The organism is Dyella sp. C9, assembly GCF_003332825.1.
GTDB lineage: Bacteria > Pseudomonadota > Gammaproteobacteria > Xanthomonadales > Rhodanobacteraceae > Dyella.
The window spans coordinates 336,594-348,653 of sequence record NZ_QIRF01000002.1 but is presented as its reverse complement, the minus strand read 5'-3'; the positions used below and the strand labels follow the sequence as shown (position 1 = coordinate 348,653).

Annotated in this window: 14 protein-coding genes and 1 tRNA gene; 11 read left to right on the top strand and 4 right to left on the bottom strand. The window is 64.1% G+C overall.

The genetic code is table 11. From position 1 onward, the window contains the following. Positions 1 to 10 precede the first annotated feature (10 nt). The 4 genes from DVU99_RS19655 (at position 11) to DVU99_RS03890 (ending at position 2,232) form a co-directional block, all read left to right on the top strand. Positions 11 to 721 carry a fimbrial protein gene (locus tag DVU99_RS19655; RefSeq protein ID WP_157971340.1) on the top strand — a complete coding sequence of 237 codons (711 nt, stop codon included), beginning with the start codon at positions 11 to 13 and terminating at the stop codon, positions 719 to 721. 154 nt (positions 722 to 875) lie between these two features. Then, a complete protein-coding gene (locus DVU99_RS20225; RefSeq protein ID WP_255412905.1) occupies positions 876 to 1,028 on the top strand; it encodes a FimD/PapC C-terminal domain-containing protein in 153 nt (50 codons plus the stop codon). Between the two features lie 83 nt (positions 1,029 to 1,111). After that, on the top strand, positions 1,112 to 1,822 hold the full coding sequence (locus DVU99_RS03895; protein ID WP_114238881.1) for a hypothetical protein: 711 nt from the start codon (positions 1,112 to 1,114) through the stop codon (positions 1,820 to 1,822). Then, positions 1,819 to 2,232, top strand: coding sequence for a fimbrial protein (locus DVU99_RS03890; protein WP_157971339.1), 414 nt, complete (start codon positions 1,819 to 1,821; stop codon positions 2,230 to 2,232). Before DVU99_RS03895 ends, DVU99_RS03890 begins: the two co-directional genes overlap by 4 nt. A gap of 85 nt (positions 2,233 to 2,317) precedes the next feature. Here DVU99_RS03890 and trmB read toward each other — a convergent pair whose 3' ends face one another. The 4 genes from trmB to DVU99_RS03870 form a co-directional block, all read right to left on the bottom strand. Continuing rightward, on the bottom strand, positions 2,318 to 3,022 hold the full coding sequence (gene trmB / locus DVU99_RS03885) for a tRNA (guanosine(46)-N7)-methyltransferase TrmB (RefSeq protein ID WP_114238879.1): 705 nt from the start codon (positions 3,020 to 3,022) through the stop codon (positions 2,318 to 2,320). 190 nt (positions 3,023 to 3,212) lie between these two features. Further along, complete coding sequence (locus DVU99_RS03880; RefSeq protein WP_114238878.1) at positions 3,213 to 4,019, bottom strand: thiazole synthase; 807 nt, start codon at positions 4,017 to 4,019, stop codon at positions 3,213 to 3,215. Between the two features lie 54 nt (positions 4,020 to 4,073). Next, positions 4,074 to 4,274, bottom strand: coding sequence for a sulfur carrier protein ThiS (gene thiS / locus DVU99_RS03875; RefSeq protein WP_114238877.1), 201 nt, complete (start codon positions 4,272 to 4,274; stop codon positions 4,074 to 4,076). Positions 4,275 to 4,363: 89 nt separating this feature from the next. Next, positions 4,364 to 6,439, bottom strand: a complete 2,076-nt coding sequence (locus DVU99_RS03870) for a FecR family protein (protein ID WP_232823435.1) — start codon at positions 6,437 to 6,439, stop codon at positions 4,364 to 4,366. 303 nt (positions 6,440 to 6,742) lie between these two features. Here DVU99_RS03870 and DVU99_RS03865 point away from each other — a divergent pair. The 7 genes from DVU99_RS03865 to DVU99_RS03835 all read left to right on the top strand — a co-directional run bounded on the left by DVU99_RS03865 (position 6,743) and on the right by DVU99_RS03835 (position 11,985). Continuing rightward, positions 6,743 to 6,816: transfer RNA gene (locus DVU99_RS03865), tRNA-Gly, on the top strand. 59 nt (positions 6,817 to 6,875) lie between these two features. Then, positions 6,876 to 7,331: a RimK/LysX family protein gene (locus DVU99_RS03860; protein WP_114238875.1), complete on the top strand. Its 456-nt coding sequence runs from the start codon at positions 6,876 to 6,878 to the stop codon at positions 7,329 to 7,331. Beyond that, positions 7,328 to 8,248: a 30S ribosomal protein S6--L-glutamate ligase gene (gene rimK, locus DVU99_RS03855; RefSeq protein WP_114238874.1), complete on the top strand. Its 921-nt coding sequence runs from the start codon at positions 7,328 to 7,330 to the stop codon at positions 8,246 to 8,248. Before DVU99_RS03860 ends, rimK begins: the two co-directional genes overlap by 4 nt. A gap of 78 nt (positions 8,249 to 8,326) precedes the next feature. Further along, positions 8,327 to 8,839 (top strand): hypothetical protein, encoded by a 513-nt coding sequence (locus DVU99_RS03850; protein ID WP_157971338.1) that lies wholly within the window; start codon positions 8,327 to 8,329, stop codon positions 8,837 to 8,839. A gap of 404 nt (positions 8,840 to 9,243) precedes the next feature. Beyond that, the gene (locus DVU99_RS03845) at positions 9,244 to 9,729 is read left to right on the top strand and encodes a hypothetical protein (protein WP_114238872.1); all 486 of its coding nucleotides are present in this window, start codon (positions 9,244 to 9,246) and stop codon (positions 9,727 to 9,729) included. A 302-nt stretch (positions 9,730 to 10,031) separates the two neighbouring features. After that, a complete protein-coding gene (locus tag DVU99_RS03840) occupies positions 10,032 to 10,718 on the top strand; it encodes a response regulator transcription factor (RefSeq protein ID WP_114238871.1) in 687 nt (228 codons plus the stop codon). Next, positions 10,702 to 11,985, top strand: coding sequence for a HAMP domain-containing sensor histidine kinase (locus DVU99_RS03835; RefSeq protein ID WP_114238870.1), 1,284 nt, complete (start codon positions 10,702 to 10,704; stop codon positions 11,983 to 11,985). Before DVU99_RS03840 ends, DVU99_RS03835 begins: the two co-directional genes overlap by 17 nt. Positions 11,986 to 12,060 lie beyond the last annotated feature (75 nt).

Genomic DNA, 12,060 nt, shown 5'->3' with positions numbered 1-12,060 from the left:
CGGCGTGGGCATGCGACTGCGCGATAGTGGCGGTAACCCCATTACTGGTGGCTCCGGCCAGGCGTGTAATTCGGTGATCGGGCACGTCGCGGCAGGGGGAGCCTATAGCTTCTCTGGCACGTACGAATTGGTGCGGGCGCCCGGAACCATACCTGCTACTGGCGGGGTGCTGTCAGGTGGCCCTACGGGCACGGGAGCCTGGGCATTCGGCGTTTACAACACCGGTATCGTGCTCAACGAGGACATGGGAAACATCTACACTGGCAGTAGCTCGATCTACCCGACGGGCGACATGGAACTCAAGAGCATTACCTGCAATATCACGTATCCCCAGACAGTAAGCTTGCCGACCGTGTCTGTGAGCAATTTGGGCAGCATCGGTGCGTATGCGGGCACCACGAGCTTCAACATCGCTCTGAACTGTGACAGCAACTCGGTGGTTGGCATCACTCTTGATGCGGCGCCGGGCATCAACCTGATCGACCAGAACAACGGAATACTGGGCCTGCAAAGTGGGGCAAGTAGTGCTTCGGGATTGGGGGTGCAGATTCTCGAGCAGAACCAGAACCCTCTGCCGTTTCGTGTGCGCAACGACTTCGGGACGATCCAGGCGAACATGACGTTCACCCACTCCTACTATGCGCGCTACACCCGTGTGGCAAACCCGTTGTCGCCGGGCGTGGTGACGAGTGCCATGACATTCACGCTGGATTATCAGTAGCCGTCGGTGTCCTTGGTTCAACGCTCGAAGGGAGCATCCGCTCCGCACGGGCTCCTGGGGGTGAGGGCTGTGCCACTCAGCACTTTCGATACAGCAAATCCCACACGGCTCCCTAGGCGCCCCCCCAAAAGGCACGCTGCCCCCTTTTTCTCCGGTGCTGATTCGTGCAACGCATTCCAACCAGGAGCCGCTTCCGTTTGGTGTCGAGGTGTTGGACATGAATGACCAGGTTGTCGGCCTGGTGGGTCAAGGACGGCAATTGTTTGTTCGCGGAGGCGAAGAGGGCGGCGATCTGCTGGTTCGTTGAGGGCGAGGAGGGCAGGACCTGCCGTATCAGTTACCAGTTGCCGGCACGTGCCAACAAGGGCGGTGCGGAGATCGAATCCATTGATGCGCTTTGCCGCTGGTCACGAGATGACGAAATCAGCACTTCAACCGAAGTGCAGCGAGGTTATGGCCATGGAGTTTTTCAGCGCCCCTGTATTGCGACGTGGCGGCATGTTCTTGCAGTTGCTGGTCGTGTTTCTATTGATGTTCACCGGTGGCGAGGTGTTGGCAAATTGCTCCGGCGTGACGTCGACTTCGCCTTTCACCCCGTCCGTTGTAAAGATCAACAAGGCTACGCCGGTGGGGCAGGTCGTCAGTTCCGCCGTCGTTACCTTGACCGTGACCTGTGATGCCACCAACGGCGTAGGCGGTGGCTGGGCCATGAATTACACCCCGCAGTCCCCTATACAGACGGGGCAAATGGTGTTGAATGCCTATGGCACGTCGATGCCCGGCCTTGGTTATCAGATGTTTGGGACGAATGGCCAGCTCATCAAGCCAACAGCCTACGGTACCAACGGCGGCGACAACTTTGGTCCGGGTGGCATGGGGCCCGGCAACATGGCGGCGCTCAGTTCGACCTCAACATATCAATTCACCTTGAACCTGGTTCGCACAAGCACCGCCCTGACCTCGGGAACCTTCTCTGATTCGCTGGTTCGGTTCGGTTATCAATTCGGCAATGCGAGCGGAAACTATTCGTGCTCCAGCGTGCTCACTACGCCACTGGGGGGTGCACTTATCAGTTCGGTGCTGAAGTCACATCGCCGGTGACGTTCGAGTTTGTGGAGCCGGCATGTTCGATCACGACGGGAACGGCCAACCAGACGGTCAATCTGCCCAAGGCTTCGGTCGCTGACTTTGCCGCGACCGGCACCACCGCCAAGCCTACGAACTTCACCATCTCCCTGGAAAATTGTGTCACCCAGACCGCGGTATCGATGCAACTGGACGGGTCAACCGTGGCGCCGACCGTGCTCTCCAGCAGCGGCAGTGCACAAGGTGTCGGCATCCAATTGGTCTGGAATGGTGCGCCGGTGACGTTGGGACAGGGCTTGGACATCGGGAACGTTGGCAGCAATACCACCATGGACATCCCCATGACGGCCCAGTATTACCGTACGGGTGCCATGACGGGCGGGACGGTCGTGTCGACGGCGACCATCACGATGAGCTACGAGTAATCATAGTGACGCTTGATTACGAATGTGGATGGCCTGCACGAGCTAACGTGAGCAAGCTTGCCCGGGTCGCGCATGACGCAGAGATTTAAGCGCGATAAAGCAGGTCCCACACGCCGTGGCCTAGCTTGAGGCCGCGGCGTTCGAAATGGGTTTCGATGCGCCAGTCGGGTTTCTCGGCGTATTGGCCGGGGCCGACGGCGTTGCGCCATGCGGGGGCGGCTTCCATCACCTCCAGCATGTGCTCGGCGTAGGGTTGCCAGTCGGTGGCCAGGTGCAGCAGGCCGTTCGGCGCCATGCGCGAGGCGAGCAAGGCAACGAACTCGGGCTGGATGATGCGGCGCTTGTTGTGGCGCTTCTTGTGCCATGGGTCAGGGAACCAGATGCGCGCTTCGGCCAGCGTTCCCTCGGGAATCTCGTTCTCCAGTACTTCAACGGCATCGTGCTTGTACAGGCGCACGTTCTGCGCGTCGCGCGCTGCCAGCGCGTTCATCAGGCGGCCGACGCCAGGGCCATGCACTTCCACGCCGATGAAGTTGCGCTCCAGGTCGTGTTCGCTGGCCCACGCCAATGCCTCGCCGTTGCCGAAGCCGATTTCCAGCACGAGCGGAGCCGTGCGACCGAAACGCTCGGCGAAGTTCTGCGGTGCGCCTGTGTAGTCGATGCCGAAGCGAGCCCAGTGCTCGTCAAACGCGCGCTGCTGCGCGGGCGTCATGCGTCCTTCGCGCAGCACGAAGCTGCGGATGCGGCGCATGTATTCGGGTTTGCTGGCGTCGTCGTGGTCGTGGGTCATACGCAGTTCGTCAACGTGACGCCCCTCGCCGAGGGGCGTGTGAGGGCAGGGCGGTGGTTCGTTCTCCCCGCGCGTCATTCCTGCGATGGCCTGAGCTGGCGGCCAGACTCGGAAAGTCGCTGGATCCCCGCTTGACCAGCCTGCGGCTGTTGAAAAGCGCCTCGCGGGGATGACGAGCGGATGGTCTTGCTCAGCCGATGGTGCCGTCGATCGGGCTCGACGCCGAGGCAAAGCGCTTGCGCGGGATGCGTCCGGCCTTGAAGGCGGCGCGACCTGCCTGAATGGCCAGCTTCATCGCATGGGCCATCAGCACCGGATCCTTGGCGCCGGCAATCGCCGTATTCATCAGCACGCCATCGCAACCCAGTTCCATCGCGATGGCAGCGTCGGACGCCGTGCCCACGCCGGCGTCGACGATGATCGGCACCTTGGCGTTCTCGATGATCTCCAGCAGGTTGTAGCGGTTCTGGATGCCCAGCCCCGAGCCGATCGGCGCGGCGAGCGGCATCACCGCCACGCAGCCTATGTCTTCCAGGCGCTTGGCCAGGATCGGGTCATCGCTGGTGTAGACCATCACGTCGAAGCCGTCGGCGACCAGCGTTTCGGCGGCCTTGAGGGTTTCCACCACGTCGGGGAAGAGGGTGCGCTGGTCGCCCAGCACTTCCAGCTTCACCAGCTTGTGCCCGTCCAGCAGCTCGCGGGCGAGCTTGCATGTGCGCACCGCGTCCACCGCGTTGTAGCAGCCGGCGGTGTTGGGCAGCAGGGTGAATTCTTCGGGCGGCAACGCATCGAGCAGGTTCGGCTGGCTGGCGTCCTGGCCGATGTTCACGCGGCGGATCGCCAGCGTGACGATCTCGGCGCCGGCGGCCTGGGTCGCGCGGCGGGTTTCGTCGAAGTCCTTGTACTTGCCGGTGCCGGTGAGCAGGCGCGAGCCATAGCTCTTGCCGGCAATGACGAGCGGATCGGCGGTGTCGAACGTCTTGGTGTTCATCGTCATGTCTTGGCTGCGGGCGCCAGCGGGTGATGACGCCGGGGGAGTGGGGGCGTGGCCTTAGCCGCCGCCGATGGCGTGCACGATCTCGACCTGGTCGCCATCGGCCAGCGCGTGGCTGACGTGCAGGCTGCGGGGAACAATCTCGTGGTTCACTTCCACGGCGACGCGGCGGGAGCCGTAACCGGCCTCCTGCAGCAACTGGGCGACGGTCGTGGCGGGGGCGCAGTCCCGTGGGCTGCCGTTGAGCGTGATATGCATCCGCCTATTGTAGCGGCTGTGGCCAAGGATGCCGCCCCGCACGAAAAAAGGCCCGGCATGTGCCGGGCCTCTCGTCATGGAACGGGACGTCAGTTGTGCTGGTCGTCCTTGCGCGGCGGCGGGTGATGCTCGTCGTGGTTGCCTTGCGGTCGACCCTGCTGGCCGTTGTTGCCCTGGGGGTGCGGCGCCTGCTCGACATGGGGCTGTTCGTAGCTGCGCTGAGGCCCCTGGTAGCCACCTTGCGGCCCCTGGTAACCCCCCTGGGGCTGGTTTCGCTGCTGAGGCTGCGCCTCATAACGAGGAGCCTGCGGTTCCTGGCGCGGCTGGTTGAAGCGCTGGGCGTTTTCCTGAGGGGCCGGCTGGGCGCGCTCGAAGTGCTGCTCGGCCGGCAGGGTGCCGGGCTGTGGCTGCATTCGAGCCGCACGGTCCTCCTCGGCACTGGGGATGTAGCTGACCCCCGGGCGCGGTTGGTTGTTGGCCGGTTGCTGGCGGTTGCCCTGGTAGGCGCGCTCTTCCCCTCCTTGCGGACGGGCGAAGCGGGCCGAGGGCAACTCGTCCGGCCGTCCGCCCGCCGCCGGGCTGCCCTGGCTCATGGGCGCACGCATGGCGGGAGCGGCCGCCGCGGCCGGCATGGCTGCGCGGTTTCCGCTTGGCGTGCTGCCCAATACCCGTACCTGGGTGGGCGACGGGGCAGGGCCGCGCGGGGTGCCGGGCGTCGGATTGGGGCGTGCCGCGAAGGCCGCGACCGGTGCATTGCGCGCCACGACCTCGCGCTGGAATCCGCCCGCCGGCAGCGAACGGGCGCTGGCGGTACGCGGCGGCGCAAAGCTGGCCTGGCTCGGCTGCAGGCCGAGGCCGCGGGCCATCACCGGCGCCGCAGCGAAGTGCTGCGGGTCGGCGGCGACCATGTTGCGCTGGACGCTGCGTGCCGCGGCGAAATCCTGGGCCTGCATGGCGGTGAAGGCCCGCGGCGCTTCACGGTTCATGAAGCGCTGGTCCGGCATCGGGCGGCCCGAGGCAAAGTAGTTGTAGTGGTTGTTGATGTTGTTGATCACCACGTTGCGGTCGTTGCGCACGTAGATGTTGGTGACGTTGACGTTGGTGTAGTAGCCGCGGCTCACGTGGTACCACGGGTTGTAGACCTCGCCCGGTCCCAGCGGGAACCAGCCCACCGGGCCACCACCACCGATGCCGATGGACACGTTGAGGCCGGGTCCGCCGACGAACGCGACCAGGGCCGGCGCATATACCGGGCGTACCGCCACCGGGCCGGGTACCCAGCCCCAGCGTCCGCGGATGAAGGCCCAGCGGCCATAGTGATAGGGCGCGAAGCCCCACGGGGCATCATCCACCCAGGTCCAGCCCCAGGGCCCCACATAGGCCCAATGGCCCGTGCGATAGGGCGCCCAGTCCACGCCGACGCTAGCCGGGTACCAGACCTGGCCGTAGTCGGAATCCGGCTGCCAGCTGCCGTATTGGTCCAGGTCCTGGGTACCGACCATGTCGTCGGAAACGTACTGGTCCGAAGCACCCTGCTGCTGGTAACGCTGGTCGCGGCTGCTGCACCAGGCGTCGAAGTCATCGCTGCCGCTGATGTCGCTGATCATCACCTCGTTGAGCGAGGAGTCCGCGAACTCGTAGGTGCGGCCGGAGGCGACCAGGCGTTGCGCGCCGCCTTCGCCATAGACCGTCGCGCGGCCGTTGAAATCGGTGATGCGGGTGGATTTGCCGTCCTCGCTGATGTCCACGCGATAGGTGCCCGGCTCGGTCACCACCAGCGCCACCGTGGGGGTGTCCACCTCGTAGCTCTGGCCTTCGTCCAGATTGCGTACGGCCAGGTTGAGTGTGCCCTGGGTCAATTCCACCTGGGTCAGCTGGGCGTTGAGGGTGAGGAAGCCGAAGTCCGAGTCGTCGGCGATACGCACGGTGCCGCCACCCAGCTCCAGCTCGGCGCGCGCGCCTTCACCCGTGGACAGGCGATCGCCGGTGGTCAGCGGACGGTTGAGGCTGGCATCGCCCCAGTTCTTTTCACCGGCCGGCAACAGGCCAACGTCGCCGGTGCGGTAGGACAGGCGGGCCACGCGGGACGGTGGATCACCCGCCGCGCCGCTGTCGGCCGGAGGTGCCTGGGTCTGGGCCTGTGCCAGGCCAGTGGCACAGATCAACAGGGCCGCCGCCAACCATCGCCAACCCCTTGGCGACGTCAGGGAAGCAGAAAGCAAACGCATCGAATTCTCCGGGGCAGGGCGCGAGTCATCGCGGGCAGGTTTACGCCATCCGTAAAAACGCACAGGCACGGGTGGACGTCGACGGCCGCATTATGCGGATGGTGGATCGGCTGTGGGCAAGAACTTCCCCCATCGGCGCCACACGTTGATTCAGCCGGCCGCCATGTCCGGTTCATCCCGGGTTTGGTCGTGGCGACGGTTCCAAAGTCCGTCGGTCCCGGGTTACCATCGCCCAGCGTTGCGGGTGTAGCTCAATGGTAGAGCTGTAGCTTCCCAAGCTACTGACGAGGGTTCGATTCCCTTCACCCGCTCCACTTGAAGCTCCCGACCCCACCGAGCTCCCTTTCAGGCAACCCTGCGGCGTACGCTGATAATGGCGGATGTGATCACCCTCGGCTGGCGGGAGCGTCTGGCGTTGCCGTTGCTCGGCATTCCCGTTCTCAAGGTCAAGCTCGACACCGGCGCGCGCAGCAGCTCGTTGCACGTGGACACGCTGGAAAGCTTCGAACGCGATGGCGACACCTGGCTGCGCTTCGCCGTGAACATCGGCGGTCGTCATCGCGTGGGCGTCACTTGCGAAACGCCCGCGCTGGACCGCCGGGCGGTCACCGATACGGGCGGGCGCCGCACCCTGCGCTGGTTCATTCGCACTGAAGTGATACTGGCTGGTGAACTTTTCGAGGTCGACATCAATCTGACCGATCGCCGCCATATGCTGTTTCCGATGTTGCTGGGTCGAACTGCGCTGCATAGCCGCTTCGCGGTGGACCCTGCCCTTTCCTACACGCAGCCGCGCCCCCTGGTGGGCAGGCCTACGGGTGTTCCATGAAGATAGCCATTCTTTCCCGCAACACCCGCCTGTACTCGACGCAGCGCCTGGTGGACGTGGCGCGCGAGCGCGGCCACGTGGTGCGTGTGCTCGACCCGTTGCGCTGCTATGTGCGCATTGCACCGGGCAACATGTCCATCCGCTACAAGGGCAAGGCGCTGCACGGTATCGATGCGGTCATCCCGCGCATCGGCGTTACCAGCACCTTCTATGGCACCGCCGTGTTGCGCCAGCTGGAAATGATGGGCGTGTACACGCCCAATTCGTCGGATGCGGTGCTGCGTGCGCGCGACAAGCTGCGTTGCCTGCAGATCCTCGCGGCGAAGGGCTTGGATATGCCGGCCACGGTGTTCGGTGACAACCCCGACGACACGGCTGATGTACTGGGGATGCTGGGTGACCCGCCCCATGTGATCAAGCTGAATGAGGGTAGCCAGGGCACTGGCGTGGTGCTGGCAGAGAAGAAGAGCGCCTCCCAGAGCGTGATCGAGGCCTTCCGCGGCCTCTACGCCAATTTCCTGGTGCAGGAGTTCATCGGCGAGGCCAAGGGCAGCGACCTTCGTTGTTTCGTGGTCGGCAAGAAGGTGGTGGCCGCCATGCAGCGAGATGCCAGCCCAGGTGAATTTCGCGCGAACCTGCATCGCGGTGGCACCGCCAGCCCGGCCACGTTGAGCCCCGAGGAGCGCCGGATTGCCGTGCAGGCCGCGGCGGCCCTGGGCCTGGGTGTGGCGGGCGTGGACATGCTGCGTTCCAAGCGCGGCCCGCTGATTCTGGAAGTGAATGCCTCGCCGGGGCTGGAAGGCATCGAGGCGGCCACCGGGGTGGATGTGGCGGGGGCCATCGTCGGCCTGCTCGAATCGGAGACGGGCAGCGCGGCGGCACCGCCAGCCCGGCGCAAGCCACAGCGCGTCGAATAAGACGGTCGGCACTTCCACCGGGACTTGGGCCGTGCCTAAGATTTGAGCGCGGGGGGCTTCTCGGGAGGTAGGTGTCTCATGCGTGCGCTATTGTGGTCGCTTGCCGCTGCGGTTCTCTTTTCGACCGCATGGGTGCCTACGGCGGGGGCGGTGCAGAACCCGCCGGATTTCGGCGTCAAGGCCGATACCAGGGACGATTTTGATACGGTCGCGGCGCGCGTCCGCGAGCAGATGTCGCCGGGCGGTCGATTCGAATTCGTCACTGTGACCGAGCACCAGACGGTCGAGAGTGACCTGACGCGGATGCAGGCGTCCTTCGATCGCTTCGGCAACGTCAGCGCCATGGATGCGCCAGCCAAAATCCAGCTCTACAACGATCAGTCGGAGATCAACGCGATCCTCACTCGCCGCGATGGCGATCGTGAGGTATGCGAGTCCGCGCTGCCCACGGGATCCAATATCCCCAGAACGACGTGTCGCAAGTACAGCGACATCGAACGCGATCGGCGCGACACGATGAAGATCAAGTACGACATGTATCAGGTGCAAAACACGTCGAACAGCATTCCCAAGCCCGGCGGTGGGCATTAGCCAGGCCTGGTGGACCCTTTCGTGAATGGCACTCGAGGTCGGTGCCTGGTGGTTGGTGCGTGCGATGGACGCCGGCTCCAGCAGGTAGTCGATGATCGTACGGGCTCGGCACGATCCTGGCGTATCGCGATGTTGGGCACGAGGCAGGTAGGCGCGGCGAATGCGAAGTCGGATAGGTTGGTGCTAACGAATCGGTGTCCGCGCACCTGCCCTCGTTCTGCGCAGCGATAGTGCGCCGGGCGATTCATGGCGCTCTCACGAAAGCTGAGATTTCCCCGGATTTGCGCGCGGTTGCCCGGCCGGCGCAAAGTTTTGACCAGAACGAATAGGGGCGCATACCATGCCCCCTGATCCGCAGAATGTGCCCCGAGGGGGGGCGCGGCGGATCTCAGGGAGGAATGGTAATGAAGCGCACGTTCTGGCTGCCCATCTCGGCAGCGATTGTGATGTTGTTGCAGGTGGCGACTGTTTTTGCCAAGGAAGCCGCGCCTGACGTCAAGGCTAATACCAAGGACGAGTTCGCCGCTGTGGCCGATCACGTCCGCCAGCAGATGGCCCCCGGTGGGCGCTTCGACATGCTGGACCAGAACCAGCAGGCGACCGTCAATCGCGACCTCGGCAACATGCAGAACCTGTACGACAAGTTCGGCACGGTCGACGCGATGGACGCTCCGTCCAAGGTCGAGCTTTTCAACAACCAGTCCGAGGTCAACGCAATCCTGACGCGCAACGACGCCGATCGCGTGATCTGCGAGCAGGTGAAGCCGATGGGTTCGAACATTCCCAAGACGATATGCAAGACCAAGCGCGAAATCGACATGGAGAACGACCAATCGCAGCGCGTGATTCAGGACTTGCACAAGGTCCAGAATCCGGTGGGTGGTCATTGATCCCTTAGCGGTTAACGCGGGGCTGAGTAGCGGTTAACCCCCATGTAACCCCACGGCACTTATAAAGCTCCCACTGCAATTTGCTTGGCACTTTCCGCAAGGTCTGGTGACAGCAGATTACGGTATCGGGGCAGTAGCTTGGGCCCAGGCGAACGACGTCAAGTCGACCCGCCTGGGCTTTTTTCTTGCCCGTTCCTGGCCCTTGTTCAGTTTAGTTGGGGGTATGAGTCCCTTTACCCCGGGCAAGCTTGTTAAGCTTGAGGCCTCGGCCGGCCCCTATGCCGGCTGCGTATGGAGGACGCATGCGCGTACTGGTGATCGAAGACAACAGCGATATCGCGACCAATATCGGCGATTATCTGGAAGATCGGGGGCACGTGGTCGACTTCGCCGGCGACGGCGTGACCGGCCTGCATCTGGCCGTGGTCCACGACTTCGACGTGATCGTGCTCGACCTTACCCTGCCGGGCATGGATGGCCTGGACGTCGCACGCAAGCTGCGCCACGAGGCACACAAGCAGACCCCGATCCTCATGCTCACGGCACGCGATGCCCTGGAGCAGAAGCTCACCGGCTTCGAGTCGGGCGCCGACGACTATATGACCAAGCCCTTCGCGCTGCAGGAGCTGTCCGCGCGCCTGGAGGTGCTGGCGCGCCGCGGCAAGGGTCCGCAGAGCCGGGTGCTCAAGGTGGGCGATCTCACCTACAACCTGGACACGCTCACCGTCACCCGCGAAGGCAAGTCGATCCAGCTCAACCCGATCGGCCTCAAGCTGCTGCAGGCACTGATGGAAGCAAGCCCTTCGGTGGTCACCCGCCAGGACCTGGAACAACGCGTGTGGGGCGAGGAGCTCCCCGACAGCGATTCGCTGCGCGTGCACATCCATGGTCTGCGCGCGGCCATCGACAAGCCGTTCGACAAGCCGCTGATCCACACGCGGCACGGCATCGGATATCGGATGGTCGAACCGGATGCGGTCCAGGCGTAAGCTCAGGTTTCGCCTGGTCGTTTCGTTCGCGCTGTTCGGCTTTGGCCTCAGCGCGCTGTTTGCGTTCGCCGCGCTGAACATTCGCAGCCGCGTCGAGGAGCAGCTCATCACGACTAGCTTGCAGGATGAGGTGGATCACCTCAACGAGCAGGTGATCGAGCATCCGGATCGCGCACCTTCGTTCGATATCGTGAAGGCGGCATCGTGGAGTGACCGCACGATCTACAAGGCGCCGCTGGCCTGGCAAACGCTGGATACGGGCGTCCACGATATCTACGAGCCTGGTCCCGATGGGCGCACTCATCATTACAAGCTAGCAGTGCGGCGGAAGGATGGTGTCATCACCTTCATGCAGTTTGACGTGTCGCGCGATGAGCTTGGTAAGCAGCAGCTGTTGTTTAGTGTGATCGGCGCTGTGTTCGTCTTCGGTTTGCTGTCGTTAGTGCTGGGACTGTGGCTCTCGCGCAAGGTGCTCAAGCCCGTCAGCGAGCTGGCGCGTCGCCTGCGTGATTTCCGCAAGACCGGCAAGGCCGAGCCGCTGGCGCCCAATTTCGCCGATGATGAAGTGGGCGAGCTGGCGCTGGCGCTGGACGAGTACTCGCAGCGGCTCACCGCCATGGTGGAGCGCGACCGTGAGTTCAATTCCGACGTGAGCCACGAGCTGCGTACGCCGCTGGCGGTGATTTCGAGCACCACCGAGTTGCTGCAGGGTTCGCCGGACCTCACCGACAAGCTGCGCGAGCGCCTCAAACGCATCGAGCGTGCCTCGCGCCAGGCGACCGAGCTGATCGAAGCCTTGTTGCTGCTTTCGCGCGCCGAACGCCGTGGCCCCACCCGTGGAGAAACCACTGACGTGGCCAAGGTGGCGAACGATGTCATCGAAAGCCAGCGTCCGCAGATGCGCGACAAGCCACTGGGTGTGGAGCTGGTGGTGAAGCAGCCGGTGAGCGTCAACGCGCCCGCCTCGGTGCTTGCGGTGGCCCTCACCAACCTGATCGGCAATGCGATCAAGTACACGCTCGAGGGCATGGTCACCGTGGAAGTGCAGGGCGACCGCATCGAGGTGATCGATACCGGTCCTGGCATCAAGCCCGAGGACGCCGAACGCCTGTTCCAGCGCGGCGTGCGGGGCGAGGGTGCGGGCGGCAGCGGTGCGGGCCTTGGCCTGGCCATCGTGCGCCGGCTGTGCGACCTCTATGGTTGGGACGTCTCGATGCGTCCGCGTACCGATACCAACGGCGCCATCGCCAGCCTCAAGTTCTCCTGAGGGCCTGCGTATCTGTAGGAGCGCACCCTGTGCGCGACCGGATCGAAGCAGGGAGGAGAGGCGAGTCGTGAGGGT

Coding starts and splice junctions, on each gene's coding strand:
- DVU99_RS19655 (WP_157971340.1), top strand. CDS start 11: ATGCGACTGCGCGATAGTGGCGGTAACCCCATTACTGGTGGCTCCGGC.
- DVU99_RS03895 (WP_114238881.1), top strand. CDS start 1,112: ATGCGCTTTGCCGCTGGTCACGAGATGACGAAATCAGCACTTCAACCG.
- trmB (WP_114238879.1), bottom strand. CDS start 3,022: ATGACCCACGACCACGACGACGCCAGCAAACCCGAATACATGCGCCGC.
- DVU99_RS03880 (WP_114238878.1), bottom strand. CDS start 4,019: ATGACGATGAACACCAAGACGTTCGACACCGCCGATCCGCTCGTCATT.
- thiS (WP_114238877.1), bottom strand. CDS start 4,274: ATGCATATCACGCTCAACGGCAGCCCACGGGACTGCGCCCCCGCCACG.
- DVU99_RS03860 (WP_114238875.1), top strand. CDS start 6,876: ATGGCGGATGTGATCACCCTCGGCTGGCGGGAGCGTCTGGCGTTGCCG.
- rimK (WP_114238874.1), top strand. CDS start 7,328: ATGAAGATAGCCATTCTTTCCCGCAACACCCGCCTGTACTCGACGCAG.
- DVU99_RS03850 (WP_157971338.1), top strand. CDS start 8,327: ATGCGTGCGCTATTGTGGTCGCTTGCCGCTGCGGTTCTCTTTTCGACC.
- DVU99_RS03845 (WP_114238872.1), top strand. CDS start 9,244: ATGAAGCGCACGTTCTGGCTGCCCATCTCGGCAGCGATTGTGATGTTG.
- DVU99_RS03840 (WP_114238871.1), top strand. CDS start 10,032: ATGCGCGTACTGGTGATCGAAGACAACAGCGATATCGCGACCAATATC.
- DVU99_RS03835 (WP_114238870.1), top strand. CDS start 10,702: ATGCGGTCCAGGCGTAAGCTCAGGTTTCGCCTGGTCGTTTCGTTCGCG.